The sequence below is a fragment of the Burkholderia catarinensis genome, from assembly GCF_001883705.2.
Taxonomy (GTDB): Bacteria; Pseudomonadota; Gammaproteobacteria; order Burkholderiales; family Burkholderiaceae; genus Burkholderia; species Burkholderia catarinensis.
Window position 1 is genome coordinate 51,405 of the sequence record NZ_MDEQ02000006.1, and the last position, 17,553, is coordinate 68,957.

A 17,553-nucleotide genomic window follows, 5' to 3' on the forward strand; every position below is an offset into this window, starting at 1 on the left:
GCAACGCGGGCGACGCTTCTGGCTGCCTGAAGCGAACGCCATTGTTCACGCGGATCGTTAAGAATTTATGGCACGCGGCGGAAGAGGCCGCCGCGTTGCCCGGCTGCCCCGCCCCGCCCGGCTCCCCCTGCCGCCGGCCAGACCTTCCCGGCCAGACCTCCCCGGCCGGACCTTCCCGGCCAGGTCAGAAGTTCACGCGGATCCCGGCCATCACGGCCAGTTGCCGGCTCGAGTTGCTGTTCGCGAGCACCGGAATCTGCGCGTAGTTCACCGCGCTGCCGTTCGCGTCGGTGCCGAGCCCCGTGCCGCTCGCGATCTGGCCGATCGCGACCGCATACAGCGCCGTGCGCTTCGACAGGCTGTAGTTCGTGCCGACGTTCACCTGGTGGAATCGCGTCGTGCCGCGCCCGTCGGTATGCGCGGCATTGAAGATGTACGCGACGCCGCCCTGCAGCGCGGGCGTGAACAGGTACGTGACGTTCAGCTCGCCGATGTCGAACGTGAACGCCTGCGTGCGCGGCTGCGCGGCGGTCGAGAAATAGCGGCTGTCGCCGAGGCGCGTATGCGTGTAGGTGAGCGCGACCGTCGCCGCGCCGAGCGTGACCGAGCCGCCCGCGCCGAACGCGCGCATCGAGCCGGCATCCTGCAGCAGGCAATACATCGCGCCCGGGTTGCTGCACGCGAAATCGCCGATATAGCCGCTCGCGCCGCCGAGCGCCGCGTCGAGCGGTTGGTGCAGGTCCAGATAGCCGACCGAGAACGCGACCGGCGCGCGTGTGTAAGTCGCGGCCACCGCATAGCCGCGCTTCGCGGAAAAGTCGCCGGCCTGCCCGCCGAAGCTGAACGTGCCGCCGAACGTGAGGCCGTTGAAATCGGCGCTGGTGAACTTCACCGCGTTGTTGAAGTTGAACGCGGCGTTCAGGTTGTCGACGTCGCCGAGATGCGAGCCGTACGGCGTCGCCCAGTTGTTGCTCGATACATACGCGCCGAGCATGTCGGTATACGAGTCGTATTGCCGGCCGAGGCCGAGCGTGCCGATCCCGTCCTGGCGCAGCCCGACCCAGGCCTGCCGGCTGAAGGCGGTGCCGCCCTGCAGCGCCTGCCCGTTCGCGGACAGGAACTGCTGCTCGAGCGAAAACACCGCGTCGAGCCCGCCGCCGAGCGGCTCGGCGCCCTGGAACCCGAACCGGGACGGCACGAGGTTGCCGCCGCCCATCTGCCACGCATGGCCGCCGCCCGTGCTGCCGTCGGCGCGCGTGAACTGCTGGTTCGTCGAGTAGATGATGCCGGTATCCACGGTGCCGTACAGCGTCACGCTGCCCGAGGTCTGCGCATGTGCGTGCATGCAACCCAGCGTGGCCGCAGCCGCGGCCAGTCGTCGTCCGATCTTCATGTCCCGCCCTCAGTGTTCATCGATTCGCAGTGCAAATCGATGATGTTGTCGATATGGGTGACGGGACTCTATCCAGCGAAAATTCAGGACCTCTATCGCAAATCGGCAAACCGTGGCGTGCGCTGCCCGCAACGGCGCCCGGCGGCGGCGCCCAGGTGCGCGTGCGTCATTCGGGACGCGTCGTGTGGGAAGGCAGCTCGCCGAACAGGTCGCGATACTCGCGCGCGAAATAGCCGAGGTGCGTAAACCCCCAGCTCGCGGCGGCCTCGCCGACGCCGAGCTGCTGCACGGACGTCGTGCGCAGCATGCGGCGCACCGCGTTCAGCCGGATCGTGCGCAAATAGCCGACCGGCGTGACGTCGGCAACACGTTGAAAACTCGTTTGCAGCGTGCGGCGGCTGCAGCGCAGCGCGCGGCACAGTTCGAGCACGGTGACGGGTTCCTCGGGCCGGTCGCGCAGATGCTTCTCGCAGCGGCTCACGATGTCGCTGTAGGTGGCGTGCGTGATGTCGCGGCGCTCTACGCCGATGCCCTGTTCGAGCGCATCGAGGAACATGCCGAGCATCGCGTCGCGGAACATCTTGCGGGTGGCCGCGTATTCGAGGTGGCCCGGGTTGCGCTGCGCGTCGTCGATCAGCGCCGACAGCCGCACGCCGAGCGCGACGCCCTGCACGTCGGACAGCCGCGTCACGTGGCGCAGCTTGCGCGCGCCGGCCGCGCCGAATTCGGCCTCGCACAGCTCGTCGACCATGTCGGACGCCGCGCTGATCCCGACGAGCCCCATCCCTTCCGGCGTGTGGAACTCGAAATCCTCGCCGGCGCGCAGCGCGAGCAGCGCATAGCCATCGACCGGCTGGCCCTGGAACGTGCCCGCGAGCGGCACGGACAGCGGCACCGCGAGCGACGTGCGCCCGGCCGGCGCGAGCCCGGTTTGCGCGACGCGGCGGTTGGTCGTTTCGCGGAAGAAGTGGAAATCGTCGTACAGCACCTGCGTGACCGTGCCCTTGAAGCGGCCCGGCGTCATCTGACGGTAGACCTGATGCCAGCCCGCGATCGCGAGCCCGTGATCGTGCACGTCTTCGTGTGAGCGTGACTGGAACAGCATCGGCATCTCCGGTAAAACCCTGATTCCTGAACGCAGCCGCCGGGTTCGCCCGGCACGCAACGGCACAGCTTACCCCCGCAAAATCCGGTGTAGTGCGGTTTCGAACGCAAGCAACGCCGCCGACAGCGCGGCGGCCTGCTCGCCGGTCAGCCGGACGTAGCGGCGGAACGACGGCATCCGGTTCACGACCTCGCTGCCGCCGAACGGCACGATCGCGAGCGTCCAGCGGCCGTCGCGTGCGTCGATCGCGCAATCGGTCAGGTGCAGCGGCCGCAGCGCGTCGGCCAGCGACGGCTCGGCGATCAGCGCGGCCACCGTGTCGACGAATCCGGGGTCGCATCCCGGCGCGATCGCCGCATCGATGCCCGTGCGGCGCAGCCAGCCAGTCTGCCGCACGCGGGCGCTGCCCTGCGCGGCCGGGCCGCCTGCGCTCGCCGCCACCTTCACGCTGACCGTATGCATCAGGAACTGGCGCTCGACGCGCTCCTCGACGCTCACGCGCACGCCGTTCGGCAGCCGCGCCGTAGCGCCGTCGGCCTCGTCGGCGTCGCGCACGGCATCCAGGTCGGCGAGCACGCGCGCGGCGATCGCGCCGGGCCGGTGGCCGGGCGGCGGCGCAGCGGGCGCCGCGCGCCACCGGGCGAGCGCGGCCTTCACGACGCGACGTGCTCGCGGCGCAGCACTTCCTCGACCGGCACCGGCCTGAACGGATGCCTGCGCTGCACGACGAGCGTCCAGAACAGCGCATACAGCGCGGTGAGCCCGAGCATCGCGCCGAACGGCACGTAGATGTCGCGCGCGTTCATGCCGGGCGGCGTGATGTACCAGATCGCGAGCACGATGCCGACGCTCGACACGATCTGCGGCAGCGGGAACAGCGGCGAACGGTACGGGCGCGGCAGGTCCGGGCGGCGGATGCGCAGCATCACGACCGACGCGGTGACGAGCAGGTACGCGGTGCCCCATGCGCAGGTCGCGGCGAGCACGAGGTGCAGGATGCTGTCGAGATTGCCGTTGATCAGCCACGCATGGAAGATCGGCACGACCGCCGCCGCGACGATGCCGACCACGGGTGTCTTGAAGCGCGGATGCAGGTACGCGAAGCAGCGCGGCAGCGCGCCGTCGATCGCCATCCCGTACAGGATGCGCGGCAGGCCGGCCATCAGCGTGTTGATCGTCGCGGCGCCCGCGCACAGGAACGCGATGCCGAACCACACGCGGCCGAAGGGCCCAAGCACCTGCAGCGCGAACGCGGGAATCGCGCCCGGCGTGTCGAGCAGGTGCGTGAGGCCGTCGGGGCTCACCGGCACGTTCGCGACCTGGCGGCGGATCGCCGCGCCGTACAGGAACATGCAGACCGCGACGCCGACGAGGCCGATCGCCATCGCGCGCGGGATCGTGCGGCCCGGCGCCTTCATTTCCGGCGCGAGCGGCGTGACGAACTCGCAGCCGACGAACATGAACATCGCCATCCCGACGAGCGACAGCACGGCCGGCACCGACGTGCCGACTTCCGAGCCGCCGAACCAGCCGTCGAGATGCACGGCCGGCGCGGCCGCGAGCCCGAGGATCCCGAAGATCATCAGCGACAGCCACATGCCGGCCGTCAGCACGATCTCGAGCTTGCTGAACACCTTGATGCCGATGATGTTGGTGATCGCGAACGTGACCACGAGGCCGACGCCGACGAGCCACGAGCTGTTGTGCTTCTCGAACGCGGCGTTCAGCGATTCGAAATTGACGAGCGCCATGATGCCGCTCAGGATCGTCTCCGCGGTGCCGGCGAACACGTGCACGAGGAAGTACGCGGAGATCGTGCCGGTGATCGCCCAGAAGCGGCCGAGCCCGCACGACAGGTAATCGTAAACCGAGCCGGCCGTCGGCAGCATCGCGGCGGCTTCGGAGAAGGTGGTCGCCTGCGCCTGCATCATCACGAACGCGATGATCATCGCGACCGCGAATGCCCAGCCGCCCATCCCGAAGCCCGACGTCGCGGTGAGGATCACTGGGCTTGCCATGATGAGGCCGACGGCGCTCGCCAGCGCGGTCGGAAAACCGACCGCGCCCGCCTTCAGCGCCGTGCCGCCATCGCCTTCGGCCGGCGTGCCGGCGGGCGCATCGCCCGCGGCGCCGGTAACTCCTGACCATCCCGACATCATTGTCTCCTTCCTTTGTCGACCCGCGCCGGCGCTTCGGCGCGTGCGCGAGTCCCATGCCTGGCGGCCGGCCCGGGGCAGCGCCTCCGCGCTTCGATACCCGGGCCCCTTGTCGATCACACCGTGATCCGATGTCGAGAAAATACGCAGGCAAAATAATCCGGTCATAGCGCAAATCGGCAAACCGGCAGCGGCGGCCGGGCCGCCCGCTGCCGGCTTGCCGTCACGCGATCACGCGGTCACGCGAACGGCACGGCCTCGAAGCCCGCCGCGAGCGCGTCGACGATCCGGTCGAGCTGCTCGCGCTGGATCACAAGCGGCGGCGACAGGATGATCTTCGTGCCGACCGGGCGCACCAGCACGCCGTTTTCGCGCGCGACTTCCGCGACCGCGTTCGCATAGCCGGACAGCGGGTCGATCGGCTCGCGCGTCGCCTTGTTCGCGACAAGGTCGAGCGCGAGCATCAGCCCCTTGCCGCGCACCTCGCCGACCGCCGCGAAGCGTTCCGCGAACGGCTGCAGCGCTTCGAGCAGATACGCGCCCTGCTTCGCCGCATTCGCCGGCAGGTCTTCCTTCACGACGATGTCGAGGCTCGCGATCGCGGCCGCGCACGCAACCGGATGGCCCGCATACGTGTAGCCGTGCATGATCGCACCGCCGAAATCCGCATTCGCGGCGAACGCGTCCTCGATCCGCGCGTTCACGACCGTCGCGCCGAGCGGCACGTAGCCCGACGAGATCCCCTTCGCGAGACACATGATGTCCGGGCGCACGCCCCACCCTCGGCTGCCGAACATGCTGCCGCTGCGGCCGAAGCCCGTCACGACCTCGTCGGCGATCAGCAGCACGCCGTAGCGGTCGCACACCTCGCGCACGAGCGGCCAGTAGTTGGCCGGCGGCACGATCACGCCGCCCGCGCCCTGGATCGGCTCCGCGATGAACGCGGCAACCGTGTCGGGGCTCTGGAACAGGATCTCGCGCTCGAGCATCTCCGCACAGATCCGGCCGAGTTCTTCCGGATCCTGGGTGAACGGATTGCGATACAGCCACGGCGTCTCGACGTGGAAGCAGCCGGGCAGGTTCGGCTCGTAGTTGCGGCGGAACACCGTGTTGCCGTTCACCGACGCGCCGCCGAAGTGCGTGCCGTGATAGCCCTGCTTCAGCGAGATGAACTTCGTGCGGTCGGCCTGGCCGCGCACCTTCCAGTACTGGCGTGCGATCTTCAGCGCGGTCTCGATCGAATCGGAGCCGCCCGAGCTGTACAGCACGCGGCGCATGCCTTCCGGTTCGAGCATGTCGATCACCTTCTTCGACAGCTCTTCCGCGCGCGGATGCGATATCCCGTCGAACAGCTGGAAGTATTCGAGCTCGTCGAGCTGGCGCACGATCGCGTCCTTCACTTCCTGGCGGTTGTGGCCGACGTTCACGTTCCACAGGCCCGCGACGCCGTCGACGAGTTTGCGCCCCTCTTCGTCGAACACATAGCAGCCGTCGCCGCGCACGATGCGGATCGGCTTGCGCTGCTTCATTTCGTTCGGGTGCACCATCGGATGCCAGAATTTCGCTTCGTTGTAGCTCATTGCAGTCTCCACTGTCGGATCGTTTGAACCCGGGTCGTTCGAGTTCCGGGTTCGGGGTTGGTGTCGCGCGTCAGTGCGCGATGCAGACGGATTTGGTTTCGGTGAAGCCTTCGATCGCGTACTGGCCGAATTCGCGGCCGATGCCCGATTGCTTGTAGCCGCCGAACGGCATCGACGGGTCGAGCGGGATATGGCAGTTCACCCACACGGTGCCGGCCTCGATCTGTGGCACGAGATTCATCACGCGCTTCAGGTCGTTGCTCCAGATGCTCGCGGCGAGGCCGTACGGCGACGCGTTCGCGAGGCGCACGGCGTCGGCCGCGTCGTCGAACGGCACGACGACGATCACCGGGCCGAACACCTCGTCGCGCACGATCGCGCTGTCCGGATGCGGATCGGCGATCACGGCCGGCTTCACGTAGTAGCCGGGCAATTCGTCGGCCGGCGTGCCGCCCGCGAGGAACGTGAGGCCGGCGCGGCGCGCGCCTTCGATGTGCTGGACGACCTTGTCGCGATGGTGCGCGGAGACGAGCGGGTTGATCTGCGCGGTCGTGTCGAGGCCCGCGCCGAGCTTCATCGACTGCGCGACGCCCGCAAGGCCGTCCGCGAGCTGCGCGAACTTGCTGCGATGCACGTAGATGCGCGACGCGGCCGCGCACACCTGCCCCTGGTTGAAGAACGCGCCGGCGGCGACGCCGTCGAGCGCCTGCGCGACGTCGATATCGTCGAGCATCACGATCGGGTTCTTGCCGCCGAGTTCGAGCGAGAAGCGCGTCATGTTCTGCACGGCCGCCGCACCGACCAGCTTGCCGGTCGCGGTCGAACCCGTGAACGAGATCTTCGCGATCGACGGGTGGCTCGCGAGCGCGGCGCCGCAGACGCGGCCGCCCGTGACGACGTTGAACGCGCCGGGCGGCACGCCGGCTTCAAGTGCGAGCTCGGCGAGGCGCAGCGCGGTGAGCGGGGTTTCCGGCGACGGCTTCAGCACGATCGTGCAGCCGGCCGCGAGCGCCGGGATCAGTTTCCACACCGCGATCATCAGCGGGAAATTCCACGGCACGATCGCGGCGACCACGCCGACCGGCTCCTTGCGCGTATAGGCCGTATAGCGCGCGCCGGGCGGGAACGGGATCGACACGTCGAGCGTCTGGCCGGTGATCTTGGTCGCCCAGCCGGCCATGTAGCGCGCGTATTCGACGCTCGCACCGACTTCGATCGCGCGCGACACGTGGATCGACTTGCCCTGGTTCAGCGTTTCGAGCTGCGCGAGCGTTTCGGCGTCGCGTTCGATCAGGTCGGCGAGTTTCAGCAGGATGCGTTCGCGGTCGGCCGGGCGCAGCCCGCTCCACACGCGCGCGTCGAATGCGCGCTTCGCACTGGCGACCGCGCGCTCGACGTCGTGTTCGTCGGCGTCGGCGACCGTCGCGAGCCGCTCGCCCGTCGCGGGTTCGTACACGTCGAGCCGCGCGGCCGCGTGCGCGGGCTGCATTTCACCGTCGATGAAGAGGCCGAAGTCGCGCGCAACGAAGGTGCGCACGGTGTCGCTGACGGCGACGAAGTTCGTGGTGCTCATGGGCGTCTCGATGATTGTCGTGGCTGGACCGCGGGCGCGTGGGCACGCGGGCGTCGGACCACTGTATCGAGGGGGGATCGCGCCCGGTGAGCGCAAATTGGCAGCGCGTGGGGCACTACGGAGCGGGTTCCAACCAGCGGAACGTCTGGCGGAGCGAGGCAGAAAGCCGGCCCGTGATCGGCGCAGGCTGCTGCCTGTTTTGGCGCCGGACCAAAGTCCGGTCGTTGAATCGTCAGTTTCTGAAACCGTGCGCCATCGACGCAAGGAAGTCGTACGCCTGGTAGTCCAGCCAATAAACGCCGAGCGCAAGCGGGATCAGGAAGTACAGCGAATCGTAGGTCCCGCTTCTTGCGGTTCTGATGATGAAAATCGGCAGCGCAATGCTCAAGGCGATGACTACAAGCGAAGCAGCAATGATCGCGACATCCATTTTTCCCGGCCCTCGATTGTTTTAGAAACGACGATCGCGCATGGTACTGCACGATCTCGAGGGCCCGCGAGCAGAACGCTTACAGGAACAGCGCCCCGACCAGTTCCGTGCGGTTCGACACGCCGAGCTTGCGATACATGCGCATCAGGTGCGTCTTGACGGTCGGCTGCCCGAGCGCGAGATCGCGCGCGATCTCCTTGTTCGAGCGGCCGTCGCGCACGAGGCGCGCGATCTGTTCCTCGCGGTACGTCAGCCGTTCCTCGCAGCCGATCCGGTTGATCCCGCGCCGCGCACGCAGCAGCGGGGCCAGCGCCGCTTCGGCGACCGGCTGCAACCTTGCCAGCGCGTCGATCTCGCCCGGCGCGAACCGTCCCGCCGTGCTGTTGCCGTCCGCGTCGCCTTTCCCGAAGCGCAGCAGCGAGAACGCGCCGACCGTGCGACCCGCGTCGCGCAGCCAGATCTCGACGACGTCGGCCACGTCGTGCCGCCGCAGGAAACGGGTCCAGTACGCGGACGCGTCGCGTCTTTCGTCAGGCAATTGGGAAGCGAGCGTGACGACCGCGCTGACGCCCGCCGCGCAGCGCGACGGATGCAGCGGATCGAGCATCCGGTAGCGCGCGACATAGATGCGATGCATCGATTCCGGCATCCCGAACAGCTCGAAATCAGCCGGCTCGCCGCTCTGGTCGAGCCGGTAGAACACGATCGCGGACGGGCTCGCGAACGCGTCGAACGCGTCCACGCAAGCGCGCAGCGCGCGTTGCCAGTCGGCGGCGTCGTGATCGGCGGAAACGGATGGGGGCGGCATGGTGGAATCGGCTGGCGGGCGAACGTATCGAATCTCGAAGTCCGGGCCAGCCTACCGGCGCCGAAAAGCGCCGGTGAGCACAAATCGGCAAATCGTCCCGGTTCAGTCGATTCGACCGGGACGATGCGCTCGCGCGCCGGGGCGCGCGCCGACTTTCAGCGCGCGTTCGCGGCGAACGTATCGCAGGCGCTCACCTCGCCCGACTCCATCCCGCGCCGCAGCCAGTACATGCGCTGCTCGCTGGTGCCGTGCGTGAAGCTTTCCGGCACGACGTAGCCCTGCCCTTGCTGCTGCAGGCGATCGTCGCCGATCGCGGCCGCCGCCTTCAGCCCCTGCTCGAAATCGCCGGGTTCCATCAGCCGCTGGTTCGCGTGCTGCGCATTGTTCGCCCACACGCCGGCAAAGCAGTCGGCCTGCAGTTCCATCCGTACCGACAGCGCATTCGAGCGCGCCTGGCTGGCGCGCCTGCGCGCGGCGTCGACCTTGTCGGAAATGCCGAGCAGGTTCTGCACGTGATGGCCGACTTCGTGCGCGATCACGTAAGCCTGCGCGAAATCGCCGCCCGCGCCGAAGCGCTTGCGCAGTTCGTCGTAGAAGCCGAGATCGATATACACCTTGCGGTCGGCCGGACAGTAGAACGGCCCCATCGCGGTCTGGCCCGTGCCGCATGCGGTCGGCGTCGAGTTCGTGAACATCACGAGCTTCGGCGTCTCGTACTGCGCATGCAGCTGGGTGTTGAACACGCCCGTCCACGTGCGCTCGATATTGCCGAGCACCTTGCGCGTGAACACCGCGCCCGAATCGTTTGCCGGCGCACCCTGGCTCTGCGCCGGCGCAGGCTGCGCCTGCTGCTGGCGGCCCTGCAGCGCCGACGCGCCTTCGAGCACCACGCGCGGGTCGATCCCGAAGAAATACGACGCGGCCAGCGCGACCACGATCGTGCCGATGCCGATCGTCGCACCGCGCCCGCCGCCGAAACCGCCGGCGCCGCGGCGATCCTCGACGTTCATGCTTTCTCTTTCGTCGTCCAGCCTCATTGCCGGCCCCTCCCTGTTCCTGTCGATGGTCCGGCCGCGCCAGCGCGCAACCGGGCGATCAGCCGTGGCGACACGATCCATCGGCAGACGCGGTATCCGCGCATCGGCCGCACGCTCGCGCCGAGCTCGCCGGCCTGCCGCGCCGCTCGCACGACGGCACCGGCCGGCCGACGCGCCGCGCGTCGATGCACGTGCACGCCCGCGCTATTTTGCCGGGCTTTCGTGACTTATCGCAGAAATGTGGAGGATAGAGCGATTCGGCGGCGAACATCGTCAGTCTTTGCAAAATGAGCCCCGACCGTTCCGGCCGGCCGGACGCCGCCCGCGTTCATCCTTTCGGCTGATACCGGCGCTTGCCGGCGCCGCCTAAAGTGACCGGCAACCCCACCTTTCCGGAGAACGACATGACGCACCCGCCCCCCAGCACGATCGCGATCACCGGCGCGGGCACCGGTATCGGCGCCGCGTGCGCGCGCCGCTTCGCCAGCCGCGGCGAGCGCGTCGTGCTGATCGGGCGGCGTCAGGCGCCGCTCGACGCGCTGGCCGCCGAAACGGGCGGCCTCGCGCTCGCCGGCGACGCCGCGAACACCGCCGACTGGGCCGGCTTCCTGCCGCGGATCGCCGAACGCTTCGGCCGCGTCGACGCGCTCGTCGCGTGCGCGGGCGGCCACGGCGTCGGCCGCGCGGACGAAACCGACGACGCGCAATGGCGCGATGCGATGCACGCGAACCTCGACACCGCGTTCGTCAGCGCGCGCGCGTGCCTGCCCGACCTGATCGCACAGCGCGGCAGCATCGTGCTGGTCGCGTCGATCGCGGCGCTCGCGGCCGGGCCCGGCGTATGCGGCTACACGGTCGGCAAGCACGCGCTGCTCGGGCTCGCGCGGTCGCTCGCGCGCGACTACGGGCCGCACGGCGTGCGGGCGAATGCCGTCTGCCCGGGCTGGGTCCGCACGCCGATGGCCGACGCGGAAATGGAACCGCTGATGGCCGCGCATGGCGACACGCTCGACCGCGCGTATGCGCGCGTCAGCGCCGACGTGCCGCTGCGGCGCGCGGCCGATCCCGATGAAATCGCGGCCGTGTGCGCGTTCCTCGCGTCGCCGGATGCGTCGTTCGTCACCGGCGCGACGCTCGTCGCCGATGGCGGCGCGATGGTCGTCGACGTGCCGACGCTCGCGTTCGACAAGCTTTGACGCGCGCGGGCGCGCCGCTCGCGTGACGCATCGTCGCGGGTGGCGGCCGGCGTTCCGCGCCCGTCCCGCGGCACTCGACCGCCCGGCACGCACCCCCGTTAGTTTCCCGCCCCGGAAATCCGCTACCATCGACCGATCCGGCCGCCCCGCCCGGCACCGCCTCACGGCTCTGACCTCGATGAACATCCGGTTTCTTGAAACCTTCGTCTGGCTCGCGAAGCTGGAAAATTTCCGGCTCACGGCCGAGAAACTGCACACGACGCAGGCCGCCGTGTCGAGCCGCATCGCGTCGCTCGAGGAAGCATTCGACGTGCGCCTGTTCGACCGCAACACGCGCTCGGCCACGCTCACGCCCGCGGGCCGGCGCATGCTCGCCTACGCGGAGCGGATCGTGCGGCTCGACGGCGAAATGCGCCGCGACATCGATGCGGCGAGCGACGCGGGCCTGATCCGGATCGGCGTGATCGAATCGATCGTGCATAGCTGGTTCCCCGCATTGATGGCGCAACTGCGCGAGCGCTATCCGCGCCTCGACGTCGAGATCACGAGCGACACGACGCTGCACCTGATCCGCCTGCTCAGCACCGACGGCGTCGACCTGATCCTGCAGACCGACCCGGTGCCGGGCCCCGACTTCACGAACCTGCCGCTGTGCGAATTCCCGGTGCGCTGGGCCGCGAGCCCGCGCCTCGGGCTCGGCGGCCAGCCGCTCGACGTCGCGCGCCTCGCCGAATTTCCGATCATCAGCTTCTCGCGCCACTCGGGGCCGCACGCGACGATCGAGCGGCTGTTCGCGGCCGTCGAGCGGCCGGCCAGCATCAACTGCATCACGTCGGTCGCCGCGATGATCCGCCTCGTCGCCGACGGCTTCGGCGTGGCCGCGCTGCCGCCCGCGATCATCGGGCGCGAGCTGCACGAAGGCGCGCTCGAACTGCTCGACGTCGAACCCGAATTCCCCGCGCTGCCGCTCGTCGCGACGTATCGCAGCCAGGGCCTGCCGGTTGCCGCGCGCATCGCGGAACTCGCGAGCGAAGTCGCGCGCGCGATGCCGGCCGCCGCGAGCCACGCCAAGCCGGCCGTACCGGCCGGGCCCGATAGCGTCGACGCCTCGCCCGCCCGCAAGACGGCAAAGACAAAGCCCCCTGCACAGGCGCAAGCGAAGCGCGCGACGAAAGCCGCGCCACCTGCCGCCACGCCCGCGAAACGCCGTCCGCGCCGCTCATAAGAAAACCTGTTCACCGCGAATTTGTTTTCTTGTTGGACGGGCACGGCGCGTCTTCGGGAAACTGCGGTTCCTGACACCCCCCGTCACGAGGAACCCCGCGATGACCCGCCTTTCCCTTCCGCATGGCCAGCTTTGCGTCTGGACGGATATCGACCCCGCGCACGAAGCCGACTTCAACGCGTGGTACGACCGCGAGCACATGCAGGAACGTGTCGCGATTCCCGGCTTCACGCACGCGCGGCGTTTTCGTGCGACCGATGGCGGCCCGCGCCAGTACCTCGCGCTGTACGTGACGGACGTGCTCGACGTGTTCCGCGGCGATGCGTACCGGCGAGCCTTCACGCAGCAGACCGCGTGGTCGCTCGCGAACTTCGAACGCATGACGGGCACGCAGCGGCGCGTCGGAGAACTGACGATCGAGGCCGGCGACGGCGAAGGCGCGCATCTCGCGCTGTTCGTGCTGCCGCCGGATCGCATCGACGTGCCGCAACTGCGCGGTCGCTTCGATGATGTGCTGCGCGAACCGGGCATCCACGCCGCGCGGCTCTTTCGCACCGCGCCCGACCTGTCCGCGCCGATCGGCGCCGATGCGGCCGCCCGCCCGGCCGCCGATGCGCTCGTGCTGATCGAAGGCAGCGATGCGGCCGCGACGCGCCGCGTGGCCGCCGCGCTCGCCGGGCACGACGACGTGCGCACCTTCGACCTGCTGTGGCGCGCCGCCGCGCCGCTGCCGGTTGCGCGCAGCGAAGCCGAAGCCGAAGCCAAACCGGCCGCCGCTGCCGCACTGCCTGCCTGAACGCCGAACGCCGCCGCCGGCCACCGCGCATCCGCCATGCGCGCCGCGGCGCCGGCTCCGCGCCTCACCCCGTCATCCGTCACGACATGCCCGATACCATGAGCACTCTCGCCCAGCCCGCCGCCCACGCGCCCCGCCGCGTCCGCACCAGCCGACTCGCGACCGCGAGCATGATCGGCACGTCGCTCGAGTGGTACGACTTCACGATCTACAACACGCTCGCCGCGCTCGTCTTCAACCACCTGTTCTTTCCGTCGGTCGATCCGCTGGCCGGCACGATCCTCGCATTCTCGACCTATGCGGTCGGCTACGTGTCACGCCCGCTCGGCGGTTTCGTGTTCGGCAACCTCGGCGACCGTATCGGCCGCCGCGCGGTGCTGATGCTCACGCTCGTGCTGATGGGGCTAACGACCGCGCTGATGGGCGTGCTGCCGACCTATGCGCAGGCCGGCATCCTGAGCCCGATCCTGCTCGTCGCGCTGCGCTTCGTGCAGGGCGTCGCGCTCGGCGGCGAATGGGCCGGCGCGGTGCTGCTGTCGGTCGAGCACGGCGACCAGAAACGGCGCGGGCTGTCCGCGTCGTGGACGCAGATGGGCCCGTCGTTCGGCACGCTGCTCGGCACCGGCTGCATCGCGCTCGTGACGCTGTCGACCACGTCCGGGGACTTCCTGTCGTGGGGCTGGCGCGTGCCGTTCGCGGCCAGCGCGCTGCTCGTCGTGTTCGGTTTCTGGCTGCGGCGCGGCGTCGACGAAACGCCGCAGTTCGAGCAGCTTGCCGAATCGCACGCGACCGCCGACGTGCCCGTCGCCGACGTGCTGAAGTATCACTGGAAGCGCCTCTTGATCGCGGGCGGTTCGCGGATCGGCTCGGACGTGCTGTACGCGCTGATCGTCGTGTTCACGCTGACCTACGTGACGACCGTACTGCACCTGTCGCGCCCCGTCGCGCTGACGGCCGTGATGGTCGGCACGGCCTGCAACGCGCTCGCGGTGCCGTTCTTCGGCGCGCTGTCGGACCGCTTCGGCCGCAGGCCCGTGTATCTCGCCGGCGCGATCGCCGGCATCGTGTGGGCATTCGTGTTCTTCGCGATGCTCGATTCGGCGCGCCCGGGTGCGATCGTCGCGGCCGTCGCGATCGGCCTCGTGATCCATGCGGTGATGTACGGCCCGCAGGGCGCGTTCGTGACCGAACAGTTCCCGACCCGCGTGCGCTACGCGGGCTCGTCGCTCGCGTACACGCTCGCCGGCATCGTCGGCGGCGGCTTCGCGCCGCTCGTGATCGCCACGCTGTTCCGGCAGACGGGCACGACGACGGCCGTGTCGCTGTACGTCACCGCCGCGCTCGTCGTCACGTCGATCGCGCTACTCGCCGCGCGCGAGACCGCGCACCGGCCGCTCGCAGATTGAGCGGCGCTGAAAGCCGATTCATTCCTTCGCACTTCAAACGGATACCCGCATGCAAGCCCTGTCGTTCAACGTGATTTCCCTGCACGGCGCGCCGGCGGCCGTCGACGTCGAGATCGAGCGCGTCGTGATCGCCGGCTGGGCCGGCCGCGACCCGGCCGCCATCCGCGCACACATCGACGAACTCGCGGCTCTCGGCGTCGCGCCGCCGTCGACCACGCCGTGCTTCTATCGCGTGTCGTCCGCGCTGCTCACGCAGGCGCCGTCGATCGGCGTGCTCGGCGCGCGCTCGGGCGGCGAGATCGAATGCGTGCTGGTCGACAGCCCGGCCGGCAGGCTCGTTACAGTCGGCTCCGATCATACGGACCGCGAAGTCGAGGCGTACGGCGTGGCGGTGTCGAAGCAGGTGTGTGCGAAACCGCTCGGCCGCGACGCGTGGCGCTATGCGGACGTCGCCGATCATTGGGATGCGATCGAGATGCGCTCGTGGCTCGTCTCGCGCAACGGCGAACGGATTGCGTACCAGCACGGCGCGGTCAGCGGCCTGCTCGCACCGGACGCGCTGTGGCAGCGTTTCGACGACCGCAGCACGATGCCCGCGCGCTGCGCGATGTATGGCGGCACCGTCACCGTGCATGGCGCGATCGCGGCGATGGCCGACGGCGACGCGTTCGAGATGGAACTGCACGATCCGGTGCTCGGGCGCAGCCTGCGGCACCGGTATGCGGTTGACGTGTTGCCGGTGGTGGCGTGACGGTTAACGGCGCGTGCGACGGGTACTGATGCGAACGACGCACCTGCACGTTTCGCCCGCGGCCGCCTCGCGCTCCGCCGTTGCTTACTTCAGACACCCGAGCCCGGCCAGCGTCGCCTCCACCGCCGTATCGAGCGGCGTCACCGGCTCGCGGCCGAGCACGGCAGTCACCCGCGCGTTATCCAGGCGAATCGGCTCGCGCCACAGGTAGCGCATCTCGAGCAATTCGCGCAGCGTCGTCATGAACGGCGCCGCCACCCACACGAGCCACCACGGGAAATTCCGCACCACCGGCTGCATCCCGTGCCGCTGCGCGACGCGACACACGGCCTGCGCCATTTGCGTGCCGTCGGCGTCCCAGTGCCCGCCGAGATGAAAACGCGCGAACGGCTCCAGCGTGTCGCGGCGCTCGATCAGCTCGACCATCGTGCGGGCGGCGTCCGGCACATACGACCATTGATGCCCGATGCCGCGCCGCCCCGGCACGCTGACGGTCGCCACCGGCTGCCCCGCCTTGACGAACCCTTGCGCAAACCAGCTGTTGCCGGTGAGCTTCGGCCCGAAGAAATCGCCGGCGCGCACGATGATCGTGCGCACACCGTACCCGACCGCGTCCTGCAGGCGTCGCTCCAGCGCGACGCGGATCGCACCCTTGCGCGTCGACGGGTGCTGCGGCGCGTCTTCATGCAGCACCGGAAACGCGTCGGCGCCGTAGTTGTAGACCGTCCCCGGCAGCACGACGGTTGCCTGCTCCGCCATCGCCGCCGCGATCGTGTTGTCGATCATCGGCAGCACCAGCGCGGACCAGTTCCGGTAGCCGGGCGGATTGACCGCGTGCACGATCACGCTGCAGCCGCGCGCGGCCCGGACGACGGCATCGCGGTCCATCGCGTCGCCGCGCATCCATGCAATGCCGTCACGCTCCACGACCTCGGCGTCGAGCCCGCGCTTGAGCGCGCGCACCTGCCAGCCCGCGTCGCGCAACTGCCGCGCGACTTCCCCGCCAATCCCGCCGCTCGCGCCGAGCACGAGTGCCTGTCGTTGCGTCCCGCCTGCGTTCGTCGTCATTGCCGCGCTCCTTGAATGATCCATCGTGAGACGCATTCTGGCGCGCCGGCGACTACAAAGGAATTGCCGAACCTGCTTGATCAGCTATACATTTATGCATGACCACCGACCTGAACTGGGAACGCTACCGCACCTTCCTCGCCGTGCTGACGGAAGGCTCGCTGTCCGGCGCGGCGCGCGCGCTCGGCATTACACAGCCGACGGCCGGCCGCCACGTCGCGGCGCTCGAGGCCGCGTTCGGCCAGACGCTGTTCACGCGCTCGCCGTCGGGGCTGCTGCCGACCGAGGCGGCGCTCGCGCTGCGCGGCCATGCGGAGGCACTGCGCAGCGCGGCGGCCGCGTTCGAGCGCGCGGCCGCGAGCCACGGCGCCGGCGTGCGCGGCATCGTGCGGATCTCGGCCAGTGACGTGATCGCCGTCGAGGTGCTGCCGCCCGTGCTCGCGCAATTGCGGCGCGACCATCCGGGGCTCGTCATCGAACTGGTGCCGACCGACCGCATCCAGGACGTGCTGAAGCGCGAGGCCGACATCGCGGTCCGGATGGCGCCGCCCGCGCAGGACGCGCTCGTCGCGCGGCGCATCGGCGAAATCGAAGTCGGGCTGTATGCGCGCGACGACTACGTGGCGCGCAACGGCGCGCCCGCGACGATCGACGAACTCGCGCATCACGCGCTGATCGGCTTCGATACGGTCACGCCGTTCATCCGCTCGGCGGGGCGCGGAATGCCGCTGTGGAAACGCGACGCGTTCGCGCTGCGCACCGACAGCAACCTTGCGCAGCTCGCGATGATCCGCGCCGGCTACGGGATCGGCTTCTGCCAGACGAGGCTCGCGAAACGCGACACGCGGCTCATGCCCATCCTGCCGGACGGGCCCGTGATGCGGCTGGAAACCTGGGTCGTGATGCACGAGGACCTGCGGACGAGCCCGCGCTGCCGAGCCGTGTTCGACGCGCTGGCCGACGGGCTGCGTGCGTATGTCGACGGAGAAGCCGCCGAGTAGACGGATCCCGGCGACGGGCGCGAATGCA

16 protein-coding genes are annotated in these 17,553 nt (G+C 69.5%); 6 read left to right on the forward strand and 10 right to left on the reverse strand.

The features are described from left to right. Nucleotides 1-184: 184 nt before the first annotated feature. From BFF94_RS11170 to ypfJ, 9 genes are all read right to left on the reverse strand, one after another. Entirely contained in the window at nt 185-1,393 is a 1,209-nt protein-coding gene (locus BFF94_RS11170) for a porin (RefSeq protein ID WP_128845397.1), read from the reverse strand. Between the two features lie 166 nt (nt 1,394-1,559). Beyond that, the gene (locus BFF94_RS11175; protein WP_128845400.1) at nt 1,560-2,498 is read right to left on the reverse strand and encodes a helix-turn-helix domain-containing protein; all 939 of its coding nucleotides are present in this window, start codon (nt 2,496-2,498) and stop codon (nt 1,560-1,562) included. Between the two features lie 69 nt (nt 2,499-2,567). Beyond that, nucleotides 2,568-3,155, reverse strand: a complete 588-nt coding sequence (locus tag BFF94_RS11180) for a DUF3156 family protein (RefSeq protein WP_219139324.1) — start codon at nt 3,153-3,155, stop codon at nt 2,568-2,570. Continuing rightward, nucleotides 3,152-4,654: an APC family permease gene (locus BFF94_RS11185; protein ID WP_128844980.1), complete on the reverse strand. Its 1,503-nt coding sequence runs from the start codon at nt 4,652-4,654 to the stop codon at nt 3,152-3,154. Before BFF94_RS11185 ends, BFF94_RS11180 begins: the two co-directional genes overlap by 4 nt. Before the next feature lie 239 nt (nt 4,655-4,893). Continuing rightward, nucleotides 4,894-6,234, reverse strand: coding sequence for an aspartate aminotransferase family protein (locus BFF94_RS11190; RefSeq protein ID WP_128844982.1), 1,341 nt, complete (start codon nt 6,232-6,234; stop codon nt 4,894-4,896). 70 nt (nt 6,235-6,304) lie between these two features. Beyond that, on the reverse strand, nt 6,305-7,807 hold the full coding sequence (locus tag BFF94_RS11195) for an aldehyde dehydrogenase family protein (protein WP_128844985.1): 1,503 nt from the start codon (nt 7,805-7,807) through the stop codon (nt 6,305-6,307). Between the two features lie 232 nt (nt 7,808-8,039). After that, a complete protein-coding gene (locus BFF94_RS11200; protein ID WP_128844987.1) occupies nt 8,040-8,237 on the reverse strand; it encodes a hypothetical protein in 198 nt (65 codons plus the stop codon). Nucleotides 8,238-8,316: 79 nt separating this feature from the next. Continuing rightward, on the reverse strand, nt 8,317-9,045 hold the full coding sequence (locus BFF94_RS11205; RefSeq protein ID WP_128844989.1) for a helix-turn-helix transcriptional regulator: 729 nt from the start codon (nt 9,043-9,045) through the stop codon (nt 8,317-8,319). A gap of 155 nt (nt 9,046-9,200) precedes the next feature. Further along, nucleotides 9,201-10,082, reverse strand: a complete 882-nt coding sequence (gene ypfJ / locus BFF94_RS11210) for a KPN_02809 family neutral zinc metallopeptidase (protein WP_128844991.1) — start codon at nt 10,080-10,082, stop codon at nt 9,201-9,203. 404 nt (nt 10,083-10,486) lie between these two features. On the opposite strand from ypfJ, the gene BFF94_RS11215 reads away from it, so the two are divergent. From BFF94_RS11215 to BFF94_RS11235, 5 genes are all read left to right on the forward strand, one after another. Then, nucleotides 10,487-11,278: an SDR family NAD(P)-dependent oxidoreductase gene (locus BFF94_RS11215; RefSeq protein WP_219139325.1), complete on the forward strand. Its 792-nt coding sequence runs from the start codon at nt 10,487-10,489 to the stop codon at nt 11,276-11,278. Between the two features lie 178 nt (nt 11,279-11,456). Then, the gene (locus tag BFF94_RS11220; protein ID WP_219139326.1) at nt 11,457-12,503 is read left to right on the forward strand and encodes a LysR family transcriptional regulator; all 1,047 of its coding nucleotides are present in this window, start codon (nt 11,457-11,459) and stop codon (nt 12,501-12,503) included. A gap of 100 nt (nt 12,504-12,603) precedes the next feature. Next, entirely contained in the window at nt 12,604-13,299 is a 696-nt protein-coding gene (locus BFF94_RS11225; RefSeq protein WP_219139327.1) for a DUF4286 family protein, read from the forward strand. Between the two features lie 86 nt (nt 13,300-13,385). Beyond that, nucleotides 13,386-14,705 (forward strand): MFS transporter, encoded by a 1,320-nt coding sequence (locus tag BFF94_RS11230; protein ID WP_128845854.1) that lies wholly within the window; start codon nt 13,386-13,388, stop codon nt 14,703-14,705. 49 nt (nt 14,706-14,754) lie between these two features. Further along, the gene (locus BFF94_RS11235; RefSeq protein ID WP_219139328.1) at nt 14,755-15,456 is read left to right on the forward strand and encodes a DUF2848 domain-containing protein; all 702 of its coding nucleotides are present in this window, start codon (nt 14,755-14,757) and stop codon (nt 15,454-15,456) included. A gap of 84 nt (nt 15,457-15,540) precedes the next feature. Here the strand turns inward: BFF94_RS11235 and BFF94_RS11240 are convergent, their stop codons facing one another. After that, entirely contained in the window at nt 15,541-16,524 is a 984-nt protein-coding gene (locus BFF94_RS11240) for an NAD-dependent epimerase/dehydratase family protein (protein WP_219139329.1), read from the reverse strand. A gap of 98 nt (nt 16,525-16,622) precedes the next feature. On the opposite strand from BFF94_RS11240, the gene BFF94_RS11245 reads away from it, so the two are divergent. After that, complete coding sequence (locus BFF94_RS11245) at nt 16,623-17,525, forward strand: LysR family transcriptional regulator (RefSeq protein WP_219139330.1); 903 nt, start codon at nt 16,623-16,625, stop codon at nt 17,523-17,525. Nucleotides 17,526-17,553: the final 28 nt, after the last annotated feature.